The organism is Moorella mulderi DSM 14980 (assembly GCF_001594015.1).
In the GTDB taxonomy this organism is placed as follows: domain Bacteria; phylum Bacillota; class DSM-521; order Neomoorellales; family Neomoorellaceae; genus Neomoorella; species Neomoorella mulderi.
Map to the genome: position 1 here is coordinate 294,037 of NZ_LTBC01000001.1, position 24,362 is coordinate 318,398.

The following is a 24,362-nucleotide window of genomic DNA, read 5'->3' on the forward strand; positions in this document are numbered from 1 at the left end:
ATCTGAGAGATTTCTCCATCCAACACCATTTTTCCTCCTGCCCGGGAAAATTTTGGCGTCCGGTAAATGAACAGCACCGCGACCAGTAAGAATGGCCGGGCGTAACGAAACAAATAAGCAGCAAAATTTAAAACAGGGTAAAAACGGAGAAGGTATGGTGTGGGGGCCGGCGGCTTTTAGACGCAGTGAGGGACCGCAAGGTCCCTTGTTATTTAAGGGTTTCCTGAAAGTATCTTTTGCCCCAAAGATATGGTATAATAATCCGACAAAAGGGTGTTCCTGGAACTCATAAAGACCTTCGTCCGGGAAAAATGGGTAGAAACCATTGATGCCGACGACCTCATCCTGGTGAACAAGTCCTACGTCCTCCAGGATTTCAGCGAGAAAGAAGCCGATGTCGTCTACAGGCTTAAAAAGAGGGATAAAAACGTCATCTTTTACGTCCTGCTGGAGCTGCAGTCAACGGTAGACTACCTGATACCCTTCCGTCTATTGCTTTACATGGTAGAGATCTGGCGGGAAATCTACAACAACACCCCGCAGGGTGAGCGGGAGAGCAAGACTTTCCGCCTGCCGCCCATCATCCCGGCCGTCCTCTACAACGGGGCCGGCTCCTGGACGGCGGCGCTCTCCTTCAAAGAAATGCTGGACAGTTACCAGGATTTCAGCGGGCATCTCCTGGACTTCCGCTATCTTCTCTTTGACGTCAACCGTTACAGCGAAGAAGAACTTATCAGGGCGGCAAACCTTATTGCCGGTGTCTTTCTCCTGGACCAGAAGATGCGCCCGGAAGAGCTGGTGGGACGGCTGCAGAAGCTGGCGGGTGTTTTAAGGCGGCTAACACCTGATGAATTCCGCCATTTCATCACCTGGCTGAAGAATGTCGTCAAGCCGAGAATGCCCGGAGATTTCAGCGCCAAAATCGACGGCTTCCTGAACGAGAGCAATCCCTGGGAGGTGGAACGGATGATTTACAACCTGGAATTAACCCTGGCAGAGATGCAGCAGCAGGCTTTATTGAAAGGCAAGATGGAAGGCAAGATTGAGGGTAAGTTGGAGGGTAAGTTGGAAGGCAAGCTGGAAGCCCAACAGGAAATAGCCAGAAACTTGCTGCTGCTCAACATAGACATTGACACCATTATCAAGGCTACCGGACTTGGCCCGGAAGAGATAAATGCCCTGAGAAGGCAACTGGAAAATTGAGGATGGCGCAGGTCAAAGCCGCCGACCCGGCGGAAAAGAAAAAGCTCACCGGAGAGATGAAGGCCCTGGATCAGGAACTGGCCGCGTGGGATGAAGCGGGTCAGAGACAGGTATTGGCTTTAGTCACTATGAGGGACCGCGAGGTCCCTGTTTTAATGGCTGCAATCCTGTTTAAATATAACTTTATGACGCAATAGTTCATAAAACGGAGTGAAAGCGGAGAGGGTACGGCGTGGGTCCGGATCAGCAATTAAGTTATATTTAACAGGAAATAAAAGCTAAATACATTATTTGCCAGGTTGCAGGAGGCCCGCGGCTATTATATACTAGGAATGCAAAATGGGAACTTTTTGTCCTTCAATGTTGTCTAATAAGTGTCCGGGGTAATACCGGGCCTCCAGGGGTGTTCTTCTTGAACCTTGGGAGTAAAAAAGCGCCTGGCAAAAAAATGGCGCTGTTTCCTTTGAAGAACTGGTCCTGACCTATCAGGATAAGGTATATAACCTGAGCTACCAGCTGACGGGCAATCACACCGATGCCCAGGATCTGGCCCAGGAGGTTTTTGTCCGGGCCTACCTGGGGCTGGATAAGTTCCGGTACGAGGCCGACCCGGGCACGTGGTTACACCGCATCACCGTAAATTTATTTTTAAACCTGCGCCGGAAAACGGCCCGCCACCCGGCGGTTTCCCTGGACGCCCCCCTGGACACGGGGGAGGGCGAAGTCACCAGGGAGGTGGCCGCCGCCGGGGGCGACCCCCAGGAGATGGTGGAGGAGCTGGAGCTGAAGGGCTTTGTCCGCAGGGCCTTAAGGCAGCTGCCGGCGGAGTACCAGGCGGTGCTGGTGCTGCGGGAACTGCAGGGTTACAGCTATGAAGAAATTGCGACGCTTTTGGGCTGCCCCCCGGGGACGGTAAAATCGCGCCTGAACCGGGCGCGGCAGGCCATGAGAGAGAAAGTAATGCAGATGGCTGAGGAGACGCCGCCTGTACACAGGCGGCCTTGAGGTGAGGGTTTATGCAGTGTCGTGAAGCGCGTGGGCTCTTCTCGCCCTGCCTGGACGGGGAGCTCTCCCCGGCGGAAAGAGAGGTTTTCCGGCAGCACCTGGGCGAATGCCCGGATTGCCGCGCGGAGTGGAAGCGGTGGCAGGATATTTCCCGGGCCCTGCGGGGGCTGGAGGCGCCGGTGGCAGCGCCGCCGGGCTTTGCTACGGCGGCTAACGCCAGGCTGGCGGCCCGGCAGAGGGTCCGGCCCTGGCAGGGTATCCGGCGCTGGGCGGCTGCCGCCGCGGCCGTGGCTGTACTGGCTGCCGGTTCCATTGGCTACGCCGCGCGGGGGTTATGGCAGCACTTGCCTGCACCTGTAGCCAGGGTGCAGCACAGCGATGGCCGGCAGTTAGCTGTTGATAATCCCCATCCAGACGTGGAACAACCAGGCACAAATCTACCGCCGGACAGCGGGTACAGCCAGCCGGTAAAGACGGATAAGCAGCAGCCGGACAGCGGCAACGCGCCGGGCAAAAATCAGCTGCCGGTAACTGCGCCTGGCAATGGCGGGGGGCAGCCTGTGACCCCGGACAGCGGTAAGCCGGGCCAGCAACCCACCCGGTTGGCCGGCGGGGAGCCATATACCGCCCGGGCCTTTTTAAGCGCCGGGCGCCAGGCGACCAGTACCATGATAAAAATTACCGTAGATGATATAAATGGGACCAAGGCAAAGGCTTTAAGTTTAGCCACCAGCAGCGGCGCTACCGTCCAGGTCATCGCCGACCAGGACAACGGCCAGGTGAAGCGGGTAATCTACAAGTTCACCGTGGCAGAAAGCCAGGCCGCCGCCCTCGTAGCTGGATTAAGCCAGCTGGGCCAGGTGATCTCCAAAAATACCACCACCCAGGACCTCTCTCAGCAGTTCAGCGCAACCCTGGAGCAGTACCAGGCCAAGGTGGCCCAGGTGAACGCCGCCGCCGACCCGGAGGAGAGGGCGAAGCTCACTAAGGAAGCTAAAGCCCTGGAACAACAGCTCAGTACCTGGGAAGAGGAAACGAAACAGCACACCATCATATTATGGCTGGAGACGAAATAAGGGACCGCAAGGTCCCTTAATTTACCGGCTTCAAGATGTTATTTGCTGATGGCGGCTATATACTATATAATGGTTTGAGGGAGGTGTAATTCAATGTCTGTGGAAGAAATCAAATTAGCACTTAGTAAAATAGAGCATGACGATTTATCTAAACTTATTCCCTATTTAATCGAGCTTCTGGAAAAAAGAGGCTATAAAATTACGCTTGCTAATGAGGCGGCTATCTGGGAGCATTTAGCTGCAGACTTTATTAAGAGAAATAAACAAGCCCTGGAGGAGCTTGCTAAATGATCTACTATCCAGATTTAGACATAACTTTAAGATAACCCCATTAATCCCTAACTGTTCTTTTCCAACTTGATACCCCTTTTACCAATATAGCTGACCAGTGACTCCTCATCGGGGAAGTGCTTTTCCACCAGGGCCAGGTGCTCCTCCATCAAGCTTTGGCTGTGACCGGTGATCCGCATCATGGCTGAAGCCGGTACGTGGTAGCAGCGTAAGAGCAACACCCGGTCAAACAACCGCAGGTAGTTGTCCACCGCTTCGGGGGTGTGGTAGATCCGCCGGGCAATCTCCTGGGTGGTTAGTCCCTCCAGGGCCATCTCCACGGATATATAATTTTTCTTAAGCAAGGTGAAAGGAAGAAATGAATATGGCTAAACATTATGAAATAGTTAAAGTTAAAGCGCGAGGAGAAATGGTCTTGCCAGCACCGGCCAGAAAGTTATTGGGAATAAAAGAGGGCGATCAGTTAGCAGTATATGTCGATGGTGAAGAAATTATTCTCCGTAAATTAACACCATTTAAAAAAGCTAGTTCTAACGACGCTATTTTTAAATTAATCGGTATGGGGGAAGGCCCATCTGACCTGGCCGAACACCATGATTTTTATCTTGCATCTGATGATAAGGAGCAAAAGTAATGGCCCTTGTATTGGTAGATTCGAGTGCTGTTCTTGCATTGCTAAACAGGCATGATCAATGGCATAATAAAGCGAAAATTGTTTTGCAGGACTTAGTTAATCAACAGGCTTCATTTATAATGACTAATTATTTTAGACTTTTTATTTATTATAACCCATGTAAGCTATTTTGCCACCAAAAATTGTGTGGCGGCAGATAAAAAGCTCGCCCGAGAGGCGCAGGCCCTGGAGCAGCAACTGTCCGCCTGGGACGAAGCCGGCAAGAAACAGGTAATCATCTTATGGTTGGAAACGTAATTAGGGACCGCAAGGTCCCTTGTTATTTATTCTGAGGAAGGCCGTGAAATGTAGGATGACAAGCCCTGGGGGTAGGTAAAGACGACAGTTAAATCTATTGCCAGCCCCGGTAGCAGGGGGGAGTTTAAAATCTCTTCCTGGCTATAAGTTCCGGCCAGACGCCAGCCCTCAGGGGTATTTGTAAAAATTTCTACAGTACCGCCTTCGGGGTCGACAAGCCAATATTCTTTGACGCCATATTTCAGGTAGAGACGGCTTTTGCGTATGCGATCCAGGCGAATTGTAGAGGGTGATATTACTTCTATCGCCAGGTCGGGCGCTCCCTGGAGGCAGGCATTTGTTAAGCGATGGTAATTCTCTCTAGCCAGGTAAACAATATCAGGCTGGAGGACGGTATCCCGGGCAAGGACGACATCAAAGGGAGCCGTGATTACCACTCCCAGGTTTTGCCCTTCTATCCAGGCGGATAATAAACCTGCGAGCTTCCTAACAACATCCTGGTGTTTAAAACCTGGTGATGGTGTCAACAACAGCTCCCCCTCAACCACCTCATAACGATTATCATCATCCAGACGAATATAGTCATCATAAGTATATTGCTGTTTATCATCGGTGGCAGCAATCTCCATCCTCTTCACCTGCCTTTTTATTTAATCCTTCACACAATGTATAGCAACGGCAACCGATTCTCCATGATATTCACCTATATCTTACCTGCCGGGTCGAGGGCGTTCCTCATTATCTCTTTTCAGGCTTATAGCCAATTCCACGAGCCAACTGGTAATTGATGAATTGATTAAGACTGGTATTTTCCTCTCTGGCCTTCTCAACCAGCGCCCGGTGTAAAGACCTGGTAGTGCGGATTAATATGCGGCCGCTATATTCCTCATGGGATGTTGGCTCTGGAATTGGATCCCCATGTTCCAGGGCATCGATCAACCAGCAACGTTTTGCATCTTCAATCATCGCCAGGGCTTCTTCTTTTGTTTCCCCCTGGGAAAGACAGCCTGGCAGCTCAGGTATCTCTACCGCATAACCACCTTCAGGCGAAGGATAAAGAACTATTCTATAGGGCAACTGCAAGTAATATTGAAGATCTTTACTCATCTTCATCTGCCCCCTCTAAAAGCTTAATAGCCCTTATTACATAGCTTTGTAATACGTATGGCTGTCGATAAGGTATTACTAACTTATATTTTCCCTTTCTGTATATGTAATGACTTGATCCTCCACCTGGCTGAGATCGTATAAAACCAGCTTTTTGCAGAAGCTTATCTATCTCGTCAAAGCGGACCGTTTTGGGGTTTCTTTTAATTTTTTCTAGCAATTTTTCAAGCTTGCCCATGAAGCATTATCCCTCCGGTCCTTAAATTATGATAGCATATAAGATAGCATGCTGCAATGAATATTTATTTCACCCGCGCCAGCACAGCCGCCGCTTGGGCGCGGGTGAGGGGGGAGAGGGGGGCGAAGACGTCCGGCGCCACCCCGCGCATGAGGCCTTTTGTATAGGCGCGGGCCACGGCCTCCCGGCCCCATGCCGGGACGTCGTCCCGGTCGCGGAAGGGGAGGGAAGCTGGGGTGGGGATGCCCGGGTCTGCTGCGCCGGGGAGGGAGCTGGCCGCATCAGATACGCCCGGCAGGAAGAACCCCGCTTGTGCGGACGAGGATTCTTGCAAGAGCGGCGCGGCCGTTCCTGCGGCAGAGGTAGCCGCGTTTGCCGAGTCGCCGCCGCTGCCGGTATTTTTGCCGGTGATCTCCAGGTAGCGGGTGAAAAAGGCCGCCGCTTCCACCCGGCTAACGGGCCGGTCCGGGCGGAAGCTGCCGTCCTCGTAACCGGCAACCAGGCCGTGGGCCCGGGCCGCGGCCACGGCCGCCCGCGCCCATTCCGGGATGCTGTCCGCGTCGCTGAAGGGCAGGGTTTCCCCGCCGCCGGGCGCCCAGCCCGCCAGGCGGGCCAGCATCGCTACCAGCTCCACCCGCCGCACCGGGCTGTCCGGGCGGAAGCTGCCGTCCTCATAGCCTTCCAGCAGGCCCCGGGCGGCCATTTTCTTGATGTCCTCTTCCGCCCAGTGGCCGCGGGTGTCCCAGAAGCCCTCTTCCAACGTATTGTCCAGGTTGATTTTCTGCCCTACCACGCCGCTCGTCGCCTGGTCCAGGGCCACCAGGAGTACGCTTCTTTCCCCGCCTGTTAGTGGCCACTGGAAATTCCCCCTGGCATCCGGCGGAATTATCTCCTGCCTGCCGTCATCATAGTTTAAGTACAGGCGACTGGCGGTAGTGGTCCCTTTAAGGAGGACACCGGTTTCCCGTGGTAGGACCGAGATGGCAAGTTCTGGCGGCCGGCTGCCGGGAAAGCTCGCAGCCGCCACCCGAGCCAGGATGGGCCCTTCCGGCCCTTCCAGGAGGGTCAGGGTCACGGGTACCCAGGCCGGCAGGCCGGCGGCGTCCACCCGGTAGCCGTTTAGAGTGACCAGGGTGCGGTCGCTTAAAGTGTAGCTGCCGCCGTCGGCGGTGCGCAGACTGCCCTTCTGCCCGTCTACGCCGGCCAGGACTTTAACGGTTTCCCCGGCCGGAGTGGCGACGTCAACCCGCCAGGCCTTCCCCTGGCCGGGCGCTGCCGTCAGGCGTACCCAGTCGCCCGGGGTCAGGGTAGCGGCGTTTACCGGGAGCCCCCACCGGAATACCTGGGTGCTGTCGTCCAACTCGAAGAGGCGGAATTGATTGGCAAAATCCATGAGGTACAGGCTGCGCCTGTCCCCGCTCACATAAAGGACGCGGCCGTAGGTGACGGTAGTGTAAGCCACCAGGGTGATTATCTCCCGGCTGCCTGGCATGAGGTTCAGGGCCACCCAGTCGCCGGGGCGGATAGAGTTCATCTGCACCGGCTTGCCGTCGCGTTTGACCGGCGCACCGGGGAAGAGGGTGTAGGTGGCGCCCGTGGCCAGGGTGAGGCTGCTGCCGTCAACTCTGGCTACCTTTCCCAGGGCCAGTTCCCTTTTCACGGCGATGTATTCCACCAGTCCCGTTGCGGGGTTGAGGACCAGACGCACGGCCATACCCGGCACCAGGGTCCCCGGTTCGGCCCGCCAGGCGGCGCCGTAAGGCAGGTCGGCCCTGCTGGAGTCTACCAGTTTGTCGGCAAAGGTAACGGCTGCATGGGAACTGAAGGTATAGGGTGCATCGCGTCCCAGGAGCCAGAGTTCTCGCTTTTCCAGGTCAATGCGGGCGAGAATGCCTTCCTTTTCCTGGTAGCCGGCAAGGACCCGCCACAGGGTCTGGGTAGCCGGATTGAGGGTGGCGGCCAGGGAAAAGCCGGGCGGCAGGTCCGCGGCTACGCCGGGACGGTTGTTGACAGCCAGGCTGCCGGCAGGATTGAGGTAGTAGCCGCCGGTCCGGGCCTGGCTGTTAATCTCCAGGAATAAATCGCCCTCGCTGGTTCCCAGGGCTTGGACGCCGGCGGCCTGCCAGCGCCGGCCCACGATGTACAGGGTATGGGGCCCCAGGTAAGCGTCAGAGCCCGGGAGGATGTGGGCAGCGTCAGCCGGCGCCGCCACGCCGTCGACGCAGTTTTTAATGCCCCCCGGCGGGGCGGTAATGGTGCGGCCTTCAGTTAAAGTTACCTGGTTGGCGCCAGGAACCCCGGCCACTACTCCTCGCTCCAGGAGCTGGCCGAAGGCCAGGGCAAAATCCTGGACCGGCTGCCGGGTCCCGGGCAGAGCGCTTTTGTTGATGGTTATGGCCCGTACTTTAACGGTATAAGTGCCGGGGGACGGGTCTTTTATGTAAACTTTCTCCAGGTTGTTGCTGTGATCGGCTTTGCCGGCACCGCTATAATCATTACCGAAAAACTGCCGGCCGTCGGGCGCAATTACCACCAGGTCCAGGTCGTTGACCAGGGCGGCTGCCGCCCCGGCCGGCGGCACCGGGTCGGTCCAGGCCAGGGTGGCCTTGAAGGGCGCCGCTGCGGTAGTCACTTCGACCCGGAAGGTCATCTCCTGCCCCGCCACCAGCCCCTGGCTGGCGTCCACCAGGTGCATGGCCTGTTCCTCCAGGGCCAGCACCGTACCGGCCAGGTCCAGGATGCCGGGAAAAGCGGCTGTCGGCCCCTCCGGCGGCGTCCAGGCGCCGTTGACCAGGGCGGCTTTGAGGAGGGCGGCCGACGGTTCGGCAAAGCCCTTCGTTTTCAAGTACTGGCGCAAAACGGCCGCAGCACCGCCGGTCACAGCCGCCGCCTGGCTGGTGCCGCTCTGGACGTTGTAGCTGGCATCGGAAGGGAAATTGCCTTCTACCAGGCGGGAGCGCGGGGCAACAATACCCGTACCCGGCGCCAGGAGATCGGGCTTATAACGGCCGTCACCGGTGGGGCCGCGGCTGGAGAAATCAGCCTGCCGGCGGGCATCATTGGCGTCAGGGCTGAAGGTGGGGCGCACGGACTCGCTCGCCCCTACCACCAGGGCGTTTTTGCTGTTGGCTTCGGTAGTAAGCGACCCCTGGACCGGCCCGCTGTTGCCGGCGCCGAAGATGGGAAGGAAGTCGGGGTACTGGCGGACAAAGCTGTCAATCTGGACGGCAGCGTCGCGGTAGGCGTTGGGACCGCCGCCCCAGCCGTCGACGTGAATGCGAACGCCGGCCTCATAGGCAGGGCGGAAAAGGCGGGTCAGGTCTTCGGGGGGCGCCAGTTCGCCCCTGGAGTTTAACATGCCCTGGAAATAGATGCTGGCCCCGGGGGCGATGCCGCGGTACTGGCCGTTTGATGCCGCACCTGTACCGGCGATAATACCGGCCAGATGGGTGCCGTGGCCGGCAGGGTCGTCGGCCTTTTCCCTCCCGGCCCAACTCTTGAGCATGACCACTTTGGGCATCTGGCCGGGGGTGCTCTGCAGGTCGGCATGAATATCGCTCACGCTGCCTGCATCCAGGCCGCTGTCGGCTAAACCTACAATCTCGCCTTTGCCGGTAAGGCCGCCCGGCACCACCAGGCCCGGCGCCGCCAGGGGGCGGGCCCCGGTGATATCGGCGGCGCGGTCGGTAAGGAAGCCCCGGCCGTGCCAGCCGGGGGGAGGTCCCAGGAGGACTGCCAGCATCAGGAACACGGAAAGCATAGTTACCCTGGCAGTGGTTCTTATATTATGTAAACTCATGCCTATGAGTATACTCCTCATGTCAAGCTTTCCTCAAACTTCTCACAATGGTAGCCAGTTAAGCTGGTGTTGTTATTAGCAGCTTGCATCCTGAAGCTGCAGCCGGGGCCAGGAAACACAGCAGTACGCTGCTCGCCTGAGGGTAAGGGGTTTTCAGCTTCAGGGATTGAGGCTGGTCCCCTCGTATATAGTGGGCATAGGAATCAGTCCCTCTTATGGGCCTGCCGCAGTACAACCAACATAAACTTCGGCAGGGCCAGCGTTCTTTTGACCCTCCCGGGCTCCTGAATCACCCGGTACAGCCACTCCAGGTTCAGCCGCTGCACCCAGGCCGGGGCCCGTTGCACCCGTCCCGCCAGGACATCGAAACTACCCCCCACGCCCATGGCCACCGGCACCTGGAGTTCTTCCAGGTGGCTGGCAATCCAGTATTCCTGTTTGGGGGCGCCCAGGCCCACGAGGAGAATATGGGGCCGCGCCGCTTTGATGGCCTCTATAAGTCCCGGTATTTCCCGGGATGACAGGTAACCATGGCTGGTGCCAGCCACCACCAGGCCGGGATGCTCCTTTTGCAATCTGGCAGCTGCCGCCTCAGCCACGCCGGGAGCGGCGCCATAGAGGTAAAAGCGCCAGCCCTGGCGAGCTCCTGCAACCGCCAGGGCCTGGAGGAGGTCAATGCCCGTAACCCGTTCCGGCAGCGGCGTTCCCAGCTTGCGGGCCGCCCACAGGATGCCGGCGCCGTCGGCCGTCACCAGGTGCGCGCGGTTGATGAGGGCCTGGAGTTCAGGCTCACAATAGGCCCGGTAGGCGATTTCAGCATTAAGGGTCACCACGTGGTGGGGGGTACCGGCCCTAATAAACTCTGTCACCCTGGCCACAGCCCCGGCCAGGGTGAGGGGATCGACCCGGTTACCCAGGACATAGCAGCTTGACATAAGACTGCCTTCTCCTTCGCGTGAGGCCGGTTCGGAAGCCGGCCTTCCTGTCCCTCTGCCCGGCCGGTGCAGGCTAAGCGTACCGGCCGGGCTTCTTTACCGCAGGTTGGGAATAGCCGCCAGGGTTTCCGCCAGCTTCTTCTGGTCGACCAGGTAGTAGCTGACGCCGTTGATGTACCTGCTTTCCCCCGGTACCAGGTGCGCGGTCATGGCGCTGCTGTTTAGATCTTTCATGCTCAAGGCCAGGGAGAGCATTTCTTTGAGGCTGAGGTTGGTCTTGACCTCTTTACTTATTTCGCTGACGAGCCGGGGTATCTTGGGAATAGTGCTCAGCCTTAACGTCTGGTCGACTACGGCTTTCAGGAATTTCTGCTGGCGCCCGATCCTGGTGATGTCTCCTTCCGGGTCGTAGCGATAACGCACGTAGCCCAGGGCGTCGTAGCCGTTCAAGTGCTGAAATCCCGGGCGGAGATTAATGCCCTCTTCCGGGTAATACATGCGCTTGTCCACGTCGATGTCAACGCCGCCCAGGATGTCAATGATCTTTTCAAACCCCTGGAAGTCGACTTCAACATACTTCTCGATATGGGTGCCCAGGAAATCGTTGATGGTGTCCATCAGGAGTTGGGGGCCGCCCAGGGCGTGGGCGGCATTGATTTTATCATAGCCGTGGCCGGGTATTTTTACCCGCGAGTCCCGCGGTATGGAAAGGAGATCGACCTGGGGTTTCGCTGGATCAACCACCGCCAGGATAATGGTGTCCGACCGGGAAGGCTCCTGGGGCTGGCGCCGGTCGACACCAATTAAGAGAATAGTCTGGGGCTGGCCGGGTGCCGCCTCGGCCAGCCCGCTGCCGTCCTTATTTCCCTGGCCGGTAGCCAGGCCACCGGCCAGCCACAGGTTGGCCAGCCGGTAGCCGGCAAAGGCAAAGGCACCAAAGGTAAAAAATGCCAGCAGGATTATACCGAAAATTAAAGGTAAGGAGCTGCGGCGCTTCCGCCTGGCTAGGGCCGCCCCTTCACCCCAGAATTCAGTTTGCCTGTCTGGTGTCGCCACCATGAGCTCTTCCCCCAAATTTATAGACGCTAAATTAGCTCTCCTGGTTCCCCTGTCCGCAAAAATTTTTCTTCCTCACAAGGGAACGGGCGCCTGGCGCGCCCTTTGCAGTTCTGCTAGTTCTGCTGTACCTGTACAGATTATCAACCTGCTTCCTCGCCCCGGGCTACCTGCCGCTGCTGCTGGGAGTTTTCCTCCTGACAGGCAGCCAGGGGGCCGGCAACAGGTATCCGGCCGGTAGACCAGTCATGGCCTGATGGTGATGGTCAGCGTAGCCTGGTCCCAGTCCACCCTGGCTCCCAGGCCCTGGCTGATGACCCGCACCGGTACCATGGTCGTCCCATTTACCAGGGTGGCCGGCGCAGGAAGGTCATCTTTCCGTCCATCAAATGTACCGGTAGTAGTACCGATTTTCAGGATAACCGAATGGGTCGCGGTGGTATAGCTGACAGTTTGCGTTGCTTCGTTATAATCAACTTTAGCCCCCAGGGCCTCGCCGATAAAGCGGAAGGGGACCATGGAGGTGCCATTGCCTGTCTGGTAGGGAGCAACCGGCAGCTGTTTGGCGGTGCTGCCCACATAAGCCGTCTTACTGCCGATAGTTAACTTAATCACCGGGCGCTGCTCCAGGGCAGTTATCCTGGCTTCCAGTTCAGCGATCTGCTTATTTATGTTATCAAGCTGCCCTTGTAACTCCCGGGTGCGGCTGTCGATATAATTGTCGACATAAGATTTGGTTACCAGAGGGTCCTGGCTGCTACCCGGCTCCGGTCCCCCGGCCTGGACTGACCGGCCGGCAAAATAAATGCCGGCGGCTATTATCAGGGTCAGGGGCAGGGGCAGGAATATTTTCCAGTTGCGTAAAGAAGGTTGCTTCATACTACCGGGCCTCCTCTTAATCTTAGAAGCCAGATTGCCTGGGGCATCGGATGGTGCTAAAACGTATCTTGATGTATTTCGACACAAAGGACGAGATTCCTGTTGGCAAATTTTTTGTCCTGACGAGGAGAAATAATTGCAATTTTTTTTCAAGCTATAATTCACAAAGTACCTATCTTTATGGTATAATAAGAACGGGGGTAACGAGAGATACTATTTAGCAAAAGAATCTAGTTTCCTGCAATTCCCCCGTTACTTATTTATATCGAAGAAGGGAGGCATAAAAAATGTTGAAGGACATCCAGCGCAATCTCCTCCGCGAACGCAAGGCGCTCTTGGAACAGTGGGCCTACGCCTCGGAAAGGGAACGGCCCCACCTGCTCGTCAGGATTATGGACATTGACGAGCAGCTTGAACTGGGCAAAAGCAAAAGCAGGCCCCAGGCCAGGCTTCCCAAGCGAAATGTGGTCTAGGAGGAGTAAAAAAGCGCGGGTTTAAACCGCGCTTTTTTTCTTGCGGTCCCGGGGGTCAGGTAGGGCAGCGCCCCCGGGACCGGTATTGCGGGCGCCGGGTTAAGCGGCAGCACCAGCAGCCGCGGCTTCCCTACCCGCCGATGCCCTGGAGAATCATCGCCGCAGCTTCGCTGGCGATGGCGGCCGGGTCGAAATCCATATCGCTATCAAAGAAAAGCTGGTGGCCCAGGGCGGCGATAAAGCCGGCGATCAGGTTGGCAGCCATCCATGGTGACACGGGGCGCATCTCCCCCCGTTCGGCGGCTGCCTTGAGATATGCAGCCATGCGCTGGAGTTTTTCCTGCTTGGCGGCGAAGAGCAACCTCTGGGTAGCAGCGTCTATAGGTGGGTGGTCACTTAAAAGAATTCTGGCAATTTCCTGATGCGCCTGGAAGTAGCTCAGGCTTTCCCTGAAAAGGCGCTCCAGGAACCCAGCAAGGTCCGGTTCCTGGACCACTTTTAGCAGGTGGTCCAGGTGGGCGTTGAAAAGGTGCAGCAGTAGCTGCTGGAAGAGGTCCTTTTTGCTGCGGAAATACTCGTAGACGGTTCCCTTCCCCACCCCGGCGGCCGCGGCGATGTCGGCTATTTTAGCCTGGTAAAAGCCGCGGGCGGCGAAGATCTCGGTGGCGGCGGCCAGGATCTGCTGGCGCTTGTCGCCTGTCGCGCGGGTCATACCTCTACCCTCCCCCTTTCTCTTGCTTTCCATACCTGCCATTTACATTCCCGGCGCCGGCCTCCCCGGGCGGGCTGCAGGCGGGCGGTGCCGGCGGCGGTTTACCCCGCCGCCGGGTACCGGGGAACCTCCGTACCTATGCCCCTACCCCCTGCCGGCGCCGCGCCGGCGACAGCAAGCGGGCCAGGCGCTGGCCCAGGTCCTCAAAGAGGGTGTACAGCACCGGTACCAGGACCAGGGTCAGCACTGTGGAAGCCATCAGACCGCCGATAACCGCCGTAGCCAGGCCGGCTTCCATTTCGGCCCCTTCGCCGAGACCGGTAGCGAGGGGCAGCATGGCGAGGATTGTGGTCAGGGCCGTCATCAGGATGGGCCGCAGGCGGGTGCGGCCGGCTGTCAGGATCGCCTCCTGCCGCGGTACGCCTTCCCGTCTTAGGATGTTGATGTAGTCCACCAGGACAATGGCGTTGGAGAGAACAATGCCGGCCAGCATGATGATCCCGATAAAGGCGACGACGTTGAAAGTTCTCCCCGTGGCCAGCAGGGCCAGTACCACCCCTGTCAGCGCTACCGGGATGGAAAACATGATGATAAAGGGGTGGAAGAAGGATTCAAACTGGGCGGCCATGACCAGGTACACCAGGACCACGGCCAGGAGCAGGGCCAGCCCCAGCTGGCCGAAGGTCTCGTTCATCATCTTGTTCTGGCCGGTGTACTCGACGCTGTAGCCCGGCGGCAGCTTAAGCTGCTCCATCTTTGCCTGTACGTCGCGCAACACTTCGGCCAGGGGCCGGGCGCCACTTAAATTGGCGGTGATACTGGCCACCCGGTCCTGGTTGTAACGGTTGATGGTGCTGGGGGTAGTGTCCGGCTTGAGGTTGGCGATCTCTTTTAAAGGCACCTGCACCCCCAGGGGGGACAGTACAGTGAGGTTCTCTAGGTCAGCAATATTGCGACGGCTGGCTTCCGGGAGGAAGACGCGGACGTCGTATTCGTCACCGCCGGTGCGGTAGCGGGTGGCTACTGTCCCGCCTACGGCCGTGGCCACCACCGCACCGACCTGCCCGGCTCCCAGCCGGTACAGGGCGGCCTTTTCCCGGTCGACGGTGATCTCTACCTGGGGCCGGCCTTTAGCCAGGCTGTTTTCCACGCCCACTGCGCCCGGCACGGCGGCCACCAGCTGCTGCGCCTCGGTGGCGAGCTCCTTTAGCACCTCCAGGTCGGAACCGTGGATGTCTACTTGCACGGGCGCGCCGCTCATAGCCCCACCGAAGCTGGAGGAGGTAGTGACGTTAATCCTGGCGCCCGCAATTTTCCGGACCTGCGCCCGGATAGCCGCCGCCACCTCGGTCGAGCTCCGGCGGCGCTGCTCCAGCGGTACCAGGTTGATATTCAGGCTGGCTGCCTCTGGCGTCTCACCGCTCATAAAGCTGGCCGTGCCGCCGGTACTGCCGATCTGCTGGTAGATGCTCTGGACTTCCGGCTGCTGCTGGATAAGCCTTACTACCTGGTCGGCTACCGCGGCGGTGGCCTCGAGGGCAGTCCCTTTGGGGAGCTCGATAGACACGCTGATGGTCCCTTCGTCGGTGACCGGCATAAATTCCACCCCCACCGCCGGCACCAGGGCCAGGCTGCCGGCAAAGATGAGGGCCACCGCCGCTACGGTCAGCTTGCGGTGCCGCAGGGTCCAGTTCAGGAAGCGGCTGTAAGCGTTGCTTAAACGCGCCAGCCAGAGGCCGTTAACCAGGCTCTGCCAGAAATTGCGGGCTGTCGTGGCCTCCGGGGGCAAGGCGCCGGCCAGGAGGCGGGCCGCCACAGTCGGGGTGACGGTCATGGAGACAGCCAGGGATGCCATCAAGGAGAAGGCCACCGTCAAGGCCAGGGGGCCGAAGATCTCCCGCGCCATTCCCTCAATAAAGGCGATGGGCAAAAAGACGGATACGGTGGTCAGGGTAGAGGCCACCACGGCCGTGGTCACCTGCCGGGTTCCTGATACGGCCGCCGCCATGGCTTCCCGGCCCTCCTGGCGGTGGCGGTAGATGTTGTCAAAGACTACAATGGCGTCGTCGACCATGCGGCCTATGCCCAGGGAGAGGCCGCCCAGGGTCATCATATTGAGGGTCATCTTGCCGAAATATAAGAGGACAAAAGTTGTAATTACCGAGATAGGAATGGTGAGGCCGATGACCAGGGTAGCCCGGAAGTTCCGCAGGAAAATGAAAATAATCAGCATGGCCAGCAGCCCGCCGTACAGCATATCCCGGTAAACGCCGTTGATGGCGCTTTCGATGTAGCGGGACTGGTCCACTACCGGCTCCAGGATTACCCCCGGCGGCAGCTCCTTTTGCAGCTCCCTGATAGTTTGTTTAACGGCACGGGCGATCTGTACCGTATTGCCGCTGGTCTGTTTCTGGATGGACAGGCCGATGGCCGGCCGGCCGTTGAAAAGGGCATAGTTCTGCCGCTCGGCATGATAATCCCGTACTTCCGCTATATCGCCCAGGCGCACCGTCCCCGCAGCGGTGGCCAGGGTCACCTGGCGGACCTGGTCCAGGTCTTTAAACTCGCCATCGACCCGGACCAGGACGTCTTTGCCGGCGTCGCTGACCTTGCCGGCGGAAAAGGTGCTGTTCTCCGCTTGCAGGGCCTGGACCACCTGGCTGATGGACAGGCCGTAGAGCTGCAGCCGGGCCGGGTCTACCAGTACCTGGATCTCGCGCTCCAGGCCGCCGGTGATGTTTACCGAGGCGACGCCGTCCAGGCGCTCGAGACGGCTCTTGATGGTATTTTCCGCCAGGTCTTTCAACCGCTGCTCGTCCATGTCGCCGTACATGGCCAGGGTCATCACGGGCATCATGTTAGGGTCAAACTTGATGACCACCGGTTTATCTGCCGCATCGGGTAAAAAGCGCTCAGCCTGGTCGACTTTCTCCCGCATATTCAGGGCCGCAAAATCCATATCCTGGCCCCAGTTAAACTCCAGCAGGACCAAGGATGTGCCGGACATACTGTATGATTGGATATTTTTGACTCCTTGAACCGTGCCCAGGACGTCTTCCAGGGGCCTGGTAATAGTCTTTTCGATTTCTTCCGGCCCGGCACCCCTGTAAGTTGTAATCACCGCGGCGTAGGGCAGGTTCAAATCAGGCAGGAGGTCTATCTGCAGGCGCGCCAGGGACACGGCCCCCAGGAGGATGGCTACCAGGACGGCCACGGTTACCGCTACCGGGCGCCTGACCAGTGCCTGAAGCCAGTTCATGCCCCTGCACCCCCGTTCACGACTTCCACCGGCTGGCCTTCACTGACGAAGTCCTGTCCTTTGACGATAATACTGTCCTGGTCAGTCAGGCCCTTGACGATCTCGACGTTTTTATCGTCTGCTATACCGGTGGTGACTACCCGGCCTGCCGCCTTGCCTTCAACGACTGTGTAGACTATGTCCTGGGAGCCGCGCTTGACTACGGCGTTTTTGGGGACCAGGAGGGCATTATTGACCTGCCTGGTGGTGTAGATAACCGTGGCGGCCATACCCGGCTTGACCCCCGGCGGGGCGTTGACAAGGCTGACCTTGACTTTAAAAACGCGGGAACGTTCGTCGGCCGCCGGGCTGACGCTGGCGACCCTCCCTTTCAGGGATTCTGCCGCTACCGCCGGCACCTCCACGGCAACCTCCCGGCCCGGCTGGAGGTAGTTGACGTCCTGTTCGGTAACGCCTATCTCCACCTGGCGCTCGCCGGAAGTCACCAGGGTGACTACCGCTCCCTGGGCCAGGGCGCCGGGTTCCAGCAGGCGCGCCGCCACCTCTCCGCTCACCGGCGCCTTGATGTATGTATTCTCCAGGGCTACCTCGGCCTGGCGTACGGCCGCCTCGGCCGCGGCGACCTGGGCGCGGGAGGCCGCCAGGGAGGCGCGGGCTACAGCCAGGTCTTCCTGGCTGACGGCCGCGGCTGTGCGGGCGGCATCCAGCTGCTGCTGGGAAGCCGCGCCCTGGTCGAACAGCGTCTGGGTGCGCTTCAGGTTGGTCTCATCCAGCCCCGCCCTGACTTCCGCCTGCTTCACCCGGGCGTCAGCCTGGTCCAGGCCGAGGCGCGCCTGCTCCAGGTTCGCCCTTGCCTGCTGCAGGCGCGCTTCCAGGTCGCTGTTTTCTAATTCTGCTATTATTTGCCCCTGGACCACTTTATCCCCTACATCCACGAGAATAGCCTTTATCTTCCCCGGGCTGGCGGCCATTACCTGGACGGTGGCCCCGGCCTGGACGGTGCCGGTCACCCTTACCGGCTGGGCGATGCTGCCCCGCTTGACCTGCGCCACTTCCACCGCTACCCTGGGTGTTTCCACCTGGCTTGCCGGCTTTTTACCACAGCCACCTAAAGTTACAGCCAGGAGAAAAAGGGCCAGGATAACACCGGCAGAGTTCCTTTTTAGCCTCACGGTTACACTCCCCTGTCTCTTAATTGACCGGACGGTCGGTCATTTTTTTCGAACCCATTATAGCAGGATGCTGGTAAGATGATCAATACTTGCCATGCCAATTTAACATAATTTAACTTTCCTGTAACAGAAGAAAAGGCAAGTAGTTTTTGCCCCTACTTGCCTCTTCCAGCAAAATTCTTACCGGCCCATGCGCCAGCCTTCTGAAGGGTTGTTCTGCTTCAAGACATCCAGCATGGTCAGGGCCTTGCCTGTCCCCAGGGCGACGCAGGAAACGGGATCGTCGGCCACATGCACCGGCAGTCCCGTTTCTTCACTCAACAGGAGGTCCAGGCCATGAAGAAGGCTGCCCCCGCCGGTCATGACGATGCCTTTGTTCACCAGGTCCGCCGCCAGTTCCGGCGGCGTTTTTTCCAGCACCTCTTTCACCGCACCGACTATCTGCTGCAGGGGCTCCTGGATGGCAGTATAGATTTCCCTGGAAGTAATGTTTACCGTTTTGGGCAGGCCGGCTACCAGGTCGCGGCCGCGGACATCCATACTGGCTTCGGCCCGGGACGAAGGATGGGCCGTACCAATATTGATCTTTAATTCCTCGGCGCTGCGCTCACCAATCATCAGGTTGTGCTCACGGCGTATGTAACGGACAATGGCTTCATCAAGTTTGTCCCCGGCCACCCTTAAAGAATTGCTGCACACAATACCCCCCAGGGAAAGGACAGCGATGTCGGTCGTCCCCCCACCGATATCCACCACCATGGAGCCGCTGGGTTCAGCAATATCCAGGCCGGCCCCCAGGGCCGCCGCCAGGGGCTCTTCAATGACATAGGCCTGCCTGGCGCCGGCCTGCTGGGCCGCCTGGCGCACCGCCCGTTCCTCCACGCCGGTAACCCCGGAGGGGATGCAGACCATCACCCGCGGCCGGAAAAAACCCTGCCGACCAATTGCTTTTTCTATAAAATAGCGCAGCATTTTTTCGGTACTGTCGTAGTCGGCGATGACCCCATCCCTTAAAGGGCGCAGGGCGATAATATTTCCCGGTGTCCGGCCCAGCATGCGCCGTGCTTCTTCCCCAACCGCAAAAATCTGGCCGTTATCCCGGTTAAGGGCTACCACCGAAGGCTCCCGTAAGACAATCCCCTTACCCTGCACATATACCAGAACAGTGGCCGTCCCCAGATCGATACCGATATCCTGATAACCCAGGCCAAACATTAATCTTGCTCCCTTCCTCTCCCATGGCAATCTTGTTAATAATTCTCCAGGAGAGGAAAGAATTCCTGTCGGCCCTTTCAGGAAACCTGCGTTTCTTTATATTTTTTCCTGGTAGCTTCCCCACCCCGGAGGTGACGTTCAGCTTTGTTGGCGTTAAGTATTACCCGTACCTCCCTGGCCAGGTTCTCGTTAAGGCGCGGCAGGCGTTCAGTGACGTCCTTGTGGACAGTGCTTTTGCTGACATGAAAAACAGTAGCCGCCTGGCGGACCGTACAGCGACGCTCCACGATGTAGGCGGCTATCTGCAGTACCCTTTCCTGGATATGATCCTGCATGGAGGCAGCCTCCCAATTTCAACTCCGCTATAATTTTATTGGCAGGCTGCCGAAAAAAGAACTTATTGCAGGGCCGGGACGGGGTCGACGGCCTTGCCGTTTTTTAGTAATTCCAGGTGCAGGTGGGCCGGTGTCCCGGCTTCGGCCGTACCTGGATCACCCAGCTCTCCCAGGACGGTGCCTGGCTGGACCTTATCCCCCTTGGCTACCTTGATGCTGCTTAAGTGAGCATAGACCGTCTGGTAGCCGTTGCCATTGTCAATGATCAGGCGGTAACGCCAGGCATCACTGTGCTCTACCTGCTTCACCACCCCGGCAGCCGCGGCTTTAACCTCGCTGCCTGCCGGGGCTTCCAGGTCTACTCCGGAGTGAAAGCGGTAGTCGTCAAAGGCCGGGATATAAGTAAAGCCGTACCCCTTACCCATTTTACCGCTAACGGGCAGAGCCAGGGAAGGCAGGGCCTCGTCTTTGCCGGCCTGTCCCGCTGCCGTAGCCGGGGCAGCCTGGGCGCCAGGTTGCTCCTGGAGTTCAGGTGGTACGGTGGTCGAACCCGCCAGGGGTTCCCGCGGTACAGGCAGTTCCTGGGAGGCCGGTTGGCCGGCCAGCGTAAAGGTCTGGATGGCGGGCTTTTTAAAAACATCGTCGTTGGTTACCAGGTAATAGCTGCCGCCAAAGAGAATAGCGAGTAGGACCAGGTAGAGGCCACGACGCCTCAACGCCCGCTGCAGCCTTTCCAGGCTTCCCGGTCTAAACAGCGGTTGCCGTGATAAAAGTTTTTTCCATGAGGCCAGAATCTTCAGCATGTGGTTGCATCACCTCAGCTGGATTCTGCCCCCTTTTCTGGCATTTTATACATAAGCATTTACCGGCTCTCAATCTTTACGCCCCGGTAGTAGTAAGTAAGAATATCAGCGAAGTTTTTGCCCTCTCTGGCCATACCGTCGGCGCCGTACTGGCTCATGCCCACGCCGTGGCCATAACCGGTAGTATTGAAAATCATGCGGTCCCCCTGGACCTGCCAGGTGAAATCGGTTGAAGGGAGGCCCAGGAGCTGCCGTAACTCAGTGGCAGCAAAGGTCTTGTTACCGATTTTTATGGTCTTGACGCGGCCGGTAGGGGTCTTTTCCAGGACCTTCATGGCCGTCCCCCCGGACGGAGCCAGGGCTGCCGCCGGTACGGATGTAAGGTTGACCCCCAGCTTCCGGTCCAGTTCTTCCAGGGTGAAGGAGATGGTGTCGTGGTAGCGGGGAGCTTCCTTATCCCAGGGGGAAGGTACGCTCTGGAGGTAGGGCAGGTCCCGGCCCCAGACGGCAGCAGCGCTCTCCGTGCGGCCGCCGCTGTTGGCATGGTAGACAGGATCGATGAGCTTTCCCTGGTAGGTCAGGACCATCCCCTGGGTGGCCCGGACGGCTTCCTGGATTTTGCTTTTATAGCGCCAGAAATTAAAGAAACCCCAGCGTTGCCGCAAAAGGCTGTCATCGGCAAAGGCCTGGCAGTGGGCCGGGTCGGTGCAGATATCGGCGCCGGGATGGCGGTCGTCGGGCTTGTTTCTGGCTTCTTCTATCTTTTTGAGGGTATAGGTGCGAGCGGCCACGGCCTGGGCTTTGAGGGCTTCCGGCTCAAAATTGGCCGGCATTTCCCCGGCCACCACTCCGGTTATATACTGTTCCAGGGGCAGAATCTTGATGTCACCGTTCTGGTGAAAGTAGACCCGTACCAGTTGCTGCCCCGTCTGGACCTGGACCGGCGGCTGAAAAAGACGGATACCTTCGATAATCATGGCCGGTACGATAATTACGGCCGCAAAAATGAGGATAATGAAAATGCCCATTACTTTACGCATGGTGCTCCCCCTCCGGTGGCTTGAGGTTTTGTCCACCTGCTATGTCCATGTATATGAGGGCTTGACCAAAAAAAGACCGCCCCTGGGGAGGGCGGTCAGCATAAAAACGACAATCCGGCGCCAGGCCCGGTAAATATGCCTATCTTGCAAAATATATGGTAAACGCTATAGCCAGCGATCCCACGAGGACAGCAAAAAATGTACCTATACTCCACCAGCGGTAGTTGTCCAGCTTGTTATCAAAATACTGGTAGTCTTGCTTTATTTCCCGGCGCAAGGATTCCATCTCCTGGCGCAGGCTGCCTGTTTCCTGCTTCATTTCTTGCCGCAGGGCATCTGTTTGTTGCTTTACTTCTTGCCTGAGAGCACCTATTTCCTGCTTCATTTCTTGCCGCAGGCTTTCTTTTACGTCCATTATCTGCTTTTGCAGGTCGCTTTTTAAATCGGCAATCCTGTCAACCAGCAGGTAAAAGCCAAAATCAACCGCCTTTTCCTCAGCACCGGCCGCTACTTCCCTCTTCCCCCGCTCTATTTCCTGCCTGATTTCCTCGGGCATCGCTGCCACCCCTTTCTCCCCTCCCTTGAGTACATTTTACCATTACCCATATAAGCTTGAAAAGATTGTTCTGCTTTGATGGGCCAGAGCCGGGCTATCTCTACCTTTCTTCCCGGCTAATCTTCGCTCCCAGGGCCTGCAGTTTACCCACCAGGTCCTCATAGCCCCGGTCAATGTGATGGACGCAGGAAATTACCGTCTCCCCCTCAGCCATAAGGCCGGCTATGACCAGGGCGGCACCGGCCCGCAGGTCGGTGGCCTTGACCGGCGCACCGGTAAGCTTTTTTTTGCCTTTCACAACGGCGCAGTGGCCCTCAATGACGATGCTGGCTCCCATGCGCTTTAGCTCATTGACATGCATGAAACGGTTTTCAAAGACCGTCTCTGTCACGACGCTGCTACCCCGGGCTGTAGTCAGGAGGGCCATGAACTGGGCCTGCATGTCCGTGGGAAAGCCGGGGTAAGGCATGGTCTTGATGTCCACCGCCTTCAAAGGCAGTTCCGCCTGAACCCTGATGCCGCCGTCCTCCTCCTTTAAACAGGCTCCGGCTTCCGCCAGCTTGGCCATGACAGCCTTAAGGTGGGTGGAAATGACGTTCTCCAGGAACACGTCACCCCCCGTGGCTGCTGCGGCGATCATAAAGGTACCGGCCTCCACCCGGTCGGGGATGACGGCATGGCGGGCGCCGTGGAGTTCCCTGACACCTTCGATCTTTATAACCCTGGTGCCGGCGCCGCTGACGCGGCCACCCATGGCGTTGATGAAGTTGGCCAGGTCGACAATCTCGGGCTCGCCAGCAGCGTTTTCAATGGTCGTCGTCCCTTCGGCCAGGGCGGCGGCCATCATAATGTTTTCCGTCGCCCCGACGCTAGGAAAATCCAGGTAAATGGACGCTCCCTTCAGGCGCCCGGCCTCGGCCTCCACGTTGCCGTTGTTGACATGAATACTGGCCCCCAGAGCGGCCATCCCTTTAAGGTGCAGGTCAATGGGCCGGGCGCCAATGGCGCAACCGCCGGGCAATGATACCCTTACCCGGCCCAGGCGGGCCAGGAGCGGCCCCATGACCAGGAAGGAAGCACGCATGCGGCGGACAAATTCATAGGGTGGCTCAACTCCCTGTAAAGATCCAGCCGCCACCCTTAAACCCCGCACCCCGTCGGGGTAAACTTCGGCCCCCATTTCGCCAATAACCCCGCACATGGTATCAACATCGGCCAGGCGGGGGATATCCTCCAGGTAACATTCATCTTCAGTCAGCAGGCAGGCTGCAATAATGGGTAGTACAGCATTTTTGGCGCCGCTGATGGCTATCCGTCCCTTAAGGCGTGAACGGCCTTTGATGACAATTGCCTCCAATTTCCCTTAGCCCCTTTGGCCGCAAATCTCTATTTAAATTTTATTATAACATATAACGGCTAATACTCGCCACCTAAAAGAGGAGAACCTAAATGTAAATAAGTATTGCCATCGGTGGCGTGATAGCGCAGGGCCACGTTGGCATTTACCGGCCGGCCGGCAACTTCCAGGGACCGGGGTAACCGGGGGGAATAAGCGCTGATGGAGAGGAGATCCTCCTCTTCCACGCCCTCTACCTTCTCGGCTGCCAGAGCGGCCAGGACGGCCCTGGCCCGCTGCTCCCTCTCCGCCGGGGTAAGTTTCCCGGGGATAACGCCGGTCAGGCTGTAGATAAGGTGGGGCTCCACCTGCCAGGGCTGGAAGGCCTCCCTCACCCTTTCCTGCCAGGCCAGCATCTCCCCTTCACCCTGCTGGGGCTGGCCTTCCAGGTTGATGAGGAGGTAGGTCTCACCGCCCTCCCCCGCCCCTGCCAGGCTCTGGAGGGAAAAGTACAGGACCACCCCCGGCTGCAGTTCCCCTTCCCAGTAAAGGGCATGGAAACTGGTGTCATCCTGCCTGGTAAAACCGCCTGTCCCCTCCAGCCCCAGGGCAGCAGCAACCCTGCCGGCCAGGTCGTGGATGGCCTCGCCGTCCATAAAAGTAGAATTAAGGCTGCCCCAGGCTTCCAGGCCCATGGTTTCCAGGCGGGCGCCGCTGGCGGTAAAGGCGTTAAATAAAAGGTGGGGTACCGGGTCGTCCCTGTTAACGGCCTGACCGGTACTGGCAGCCTGATTACCTGCCACGCGGGAAGTCAGGGCCGCCAGGGGGTGCATGTGCCTGGCCAGGGCCAGGCCCCCAGCAAAACTCAGGATGAGGACGATTAACAGGAAAATCTTAAAATTAAAGCGCAGGGAATTAAATGAGAACCAGCGCAAATTAAA

At 58.2% G+C, this 24,362-nt stretch carries 25 protein-coding genes; 7 read left to right on the top strand and 18 right to left on the bottom strand.

Features of this window, described 5'->3' with window-relative positions; genetic code table 11:
* Positions 1-273 precede the first annotated feature (273 nt).
* The 5 genes from MOMUL_RS01425 to MOMUL_RS01445 all read left to right on the top strand — a co-directional run bounded on the left by MOMUL_RS01425 (position 274) and on the right by MOMUL_RS01445 (position 3,575).
* Entirely contained in the window at positions 274-1,203 is a 930-nt protein-coding gene (locus tag MOMUL_RS01425) for an Rpn family recombination-promoting nuclease/putative transposase (protein WP_236712939.1), read from the top strand.
* A gap of 2 nt (positions 1,204-1,205) precedes the next feature.
* On the top strand, positions 1,206-1,400 hold the full coding sequence (locus MOMUL_RS01430; RefSeq protein WP_062280613.1) for a hypothetical protein: 195 nt from the start codon (positions 1,206-1,208) through the stop codon (positions 1,398-1,400).
* A 319-nt stretch (positions 1,401-1,719) separates the two neighbouring features.
* A complete protein-coding gene (locus MOMUL_RS01435; RefSeq protein ID WP_236712956.1) occupies positions 1,720-2,208 on the top strand; it encodes an RNA polymerase sigma factor in 489 nt (162 codons plus the stop codon).
* A gap of 11 nt (positions 2,209-2,219) precedes the next feature.
* On the top strand, positions 2,220-3,284 hold the full coding sequence (locus MOMUL_RS01440; RefSeq protein ID WP_062280616.1) for a zf-HC2 domain-containing protein: 1,065 nt from the start codon (positions 2,220-2,222) through the stop codon (positions 3,282-3,284).
* A gap of 93 nt (positions 3,285-3,377) precedes the next feature.
* Positions 3,378-3,575: a hypothetical protein gene (locus MOMUL_RS01445; RefSeq protein ID WP_062280618.1), complete on the top strand. Its 198-nt coding sequence runs from the start codon at positions 3,378-3,380 to the stop codon at positions 3,573-3,575.
* 47 nt (positions 3,576-3,622) lie between these two features.
* Here the strand turns inward: MOMUL_RS01445 and MOMUL_RS01450 are convergent, their stop codons facing one another.
* A complete protein-coding gene (locus MOMUL_RS01450; RefSeq protein ID WP_161484948.1) occupies positions 3,623-3,919 on the bottom strand; it encodes a DUF1670 domain-containing protein in 297 nt (98 codons plus the stop codon).
* 20 nt (positions 3,920-3,939) lie between these two features.
* On the opposite strand from MOMUL_RS01450, the gene MOMUL_RS01455 reads away from it, so the two are divergent.
* Complete coding sequence (locus tag MOMUL_RS01455) at positions 3,940-4,209, top strand: AbrB/MazE/SpoVT family DNA-binding domain-containing protein (RefSeq protein WP_062281417.1); 270 nt, start codon at positions 3,940-3,942, stop codon at positions 4,207-4,209.
* Positions 4,210-4,532: 323 nt separating this feature from the next.
* Here MOMUL_RS01455 and MOMUL_RS01460 read toward each other — a convergent pair whose 3' ends face one another.
* The 7 genes from MOMUL_RS01460 to MOMUL_RS15505 form a co-directional block, all read right to left on the bottom strand.
* Positions 4,533-5,135: a Uma2 family endonuclease gene (locus MOMUL_RS01460; protein ID WP_062280623.1), complete on the bottom strand. Its 603-nt coding sequence runs from the start codon at positions 5,133-5,135 to the stop codon at positions 4,533-4,535.
* Between the two features lie 109 nt (positions 5,136-5,244).
* Complete coding sequence (locus MOMUL_RS01465; RefSeq protein WP_062280626.1) at positions 5,245-5,613, bottom strand: type II toxin-antitoxin system HicB family antitoxin; 369 nt, start codon at positions 5,611-5,613, stop codon at positions 5,245-5,247.
* Positions 5,606-5,851 carry a toxin HicA gene (locus tag MOMUL_RS01470; RefSeq protein ID WP_062280629.1) on the bottom strand — a complete coding sequence of 82 codons (246 nt, stop codon included), beginning with the start codon at positions 5,849-5,851 and terminating at the stop codon, positions 5,606-5,608. Before MOMUL_RS01470 ends, MOMUL_RS01465 begins: the two co-directional genes overlap by 8 nt.
* Before the next feature lie 64 nt (positions 5,852-5,915).
* Positions 5,916-9,611, bottom strand: a complete 3,696-nt coding sequence (locus tag MOMUL_RS01475) for a S8 family serine peptidase (protein WP_169802145.1) — start codon at positions 9,609-9,611, stop codon at positions 5,916-5,918.
* Positions 9,612-9,853: 242 nt separating this feature from the next.
* Positions 9,854-10,585, bottom strand: coding sequence for a WecB/TagA/CpsF family glycosyltransferase (locus tag MOMUL_RS01480; RefSeq protein ID WP_062280635.1), 732 nt, complete (start codon positions 10,583-10,585; stop codon positions 9,854-9,856).
* A gap of 96 nt (positions 10,586-10,681) precedes the next feature.
* The gene (locus MOMUL_RS01485; RefSeq protein ID WP_062280638.1) at positions 10,682-11,644 is read right to left on the bottom strand and encodes an LCP family protein; all 963 of its coding nucleotides are present in this window, start codon (positions 11,642-11,644) and stop codon (positions 10,682-10,684) included.
* Between the two features lie 243 nt (positions 11,645-11,887).
* Positions 11,888-12,520 (bottom strand): copper amine oxidase N-terminal domain-containing protein, encoded by a 633-nt coding sequence (locus MOMUL_RS15505; RefSeq protein ID WP_062280641.1) that lies wholly within the window; start codon positions 12,518-12,520, stop codon positions 11,888-11,890.
* Between the two features lie 287 nt (positions 12,521-12,807).
* On the opposite strand from MOMUL_RS15505, the gene MOMUL_RS01495 reads away from it, so the two are divergent.
* The gene (locus MOMUL_RS01495; protein WP_054937499.1) at positions 12,808-12,993 is read left to right on the top strand and encodes a hypothetical protein; all 186 of its coding nucleotides are present in this window, start codon (positions 12,808-12,810) and stop codon (positions 12,991-12,993) included.
* Between the two features lie 130 nt (positions 12,994-13,123).
* On the opposite strand, the gene MOMUL_RS01500 is transcribed toward MOMUL_RS01495, so the two are convergent.
* The 10 genes from MOMUL_RS01500 to MOMUL_RS01545 all read right to left on the bottom strand — a co-directional run bounded on the left by MOMUL_RS01500 (position 13,124) and on the right by MOMUL_RS01545 (position 24,356).
* Positions 13,124-13,705: a TetR/AcrR family transcriptional regulator gene (locus tag MOMUL_RS01500; protein ID WP_062280644.1), complete on the bottom strand. Its 582-nt coding sequence runs from the start codon at positions 13,703-13,705 to the stop codon at positions 13,124-13,126.
* A gap of 136 nt (positions 13,706-13,841) precedes the next feature.
* The gene (locus MOMUL_RS01505; RefSeq protein ID WP_062280647.1) at positions 13,842-16,964 is read right to left on the bottom strand and encodes an efflux RND transporter permease subunit; all 3,123 of its coding nucleotides are present in this window, start codon (positions 16,962-16,964) and stop codon (positions 13,842-13,844) included.
* Entirely contained in the window at positions 16,961-18,136 is a 1,176-nt protein-coding gene (locus MOMUL_RS01510; protein WP_062280650.1) for an efflux RND transporter periplasmic adaptor subunit, read from the bottom strand. The genes MOMUL_RS01505 and MOMUL_RS01510 overlap by 4 nt, the downstream gene beginning before the upstream one ends.
* A gap of 180 nt (positions 18,137-18,316) precedes the next feature.
* Positions 18,317-19,351, bottom strand: a complete 1,035-nt coding sequence (mreB, locus tag MOMUL_RS01515; protein WP_062280654.1) for a rod shape-determining protein MreB — start codon at positions 19,349-19,351, stop codon at positions 18,317-18,319.
* 77 nt (positions 19,352-19,428) lie between these two features.
* Positions 19,429-19,686, bottom strand: coding sequence for a sporulation transcriptional regulator SpoIIID (spoIIID, locus tag MOMUL_RS01520; RefSeq protein WP_054937494.1), 258 nt, complete (start codon positions 19,684-19,686; stop codon positions 19,429-19,431).
* Positions 19,687-19,748: 62 nt separating this feature from the next.
* Positions 19,749-20,489: a M23 family metallopeptidase gene (locus tag MOMUL_RS01525; protein WP_062280657.1), complete on the bottom strand. Its 741-nt coding sequence runs from the start codon at positions 20,487-20,489 to the stop codon at positions 19,749-19,751.
* A 59-nt stretch (positions 20,490-20,548) separates the two neighbouring features.
* Positions 20,549-21,529 (bottom strand): stage II sporulation protein D, encoded by a 981-nt coding sequence (gene spoIID / locus MOMUL_RS01530; RefSeq protein ID WP_062280659.1) that lies wholly within the window; start codon positions 21,527-21,529, stop codon positions 20,549-20,551.
* 139 nt (positions 21,530-21,668) lie between these two features.
* Positions 21,669-22,085 (bottom strand): DUF1640 domain-containing protein, encoded by a 417-nt coding sequence (locus tag MOMUL_RS01535; protein ID WP_062280662.1) that lies wholly within the window; start codon positions 22,083-22,085, stop codon positions 21,669-21,671.
* A gap of 100 nt (positions 22,086-22,185) precedes the next feature.
* The gene (gene murA, locus MOMUL_RS01540) at positions 22,186-23,442 is read right to left on the bottom strand and encodes a UDP-N-acetylglucosamine 1-carboxyvinyltransferase (protein WP_062280665.1); all 1,257 of its coding nucleotides are present in this window, start codon (positions 23,440-23,442) and stop codon (positions 22,186-22,188) included.
* 59 nt (positions 23,443-23,501) lie between these two features.
* On the bottom strand, positions 23,502-24,356 hold the full coding sequence (locus tag MOMUL_RS01545) for a YwmB family TATA-box binding protein (protein WP_062280668.1): 855 nt from the start codon (positions 24,354-24,356) through the stop codon (positions 23,502-23,504).
* Positions 24,357-24,362: the final 6 nt, after the last annotated feature.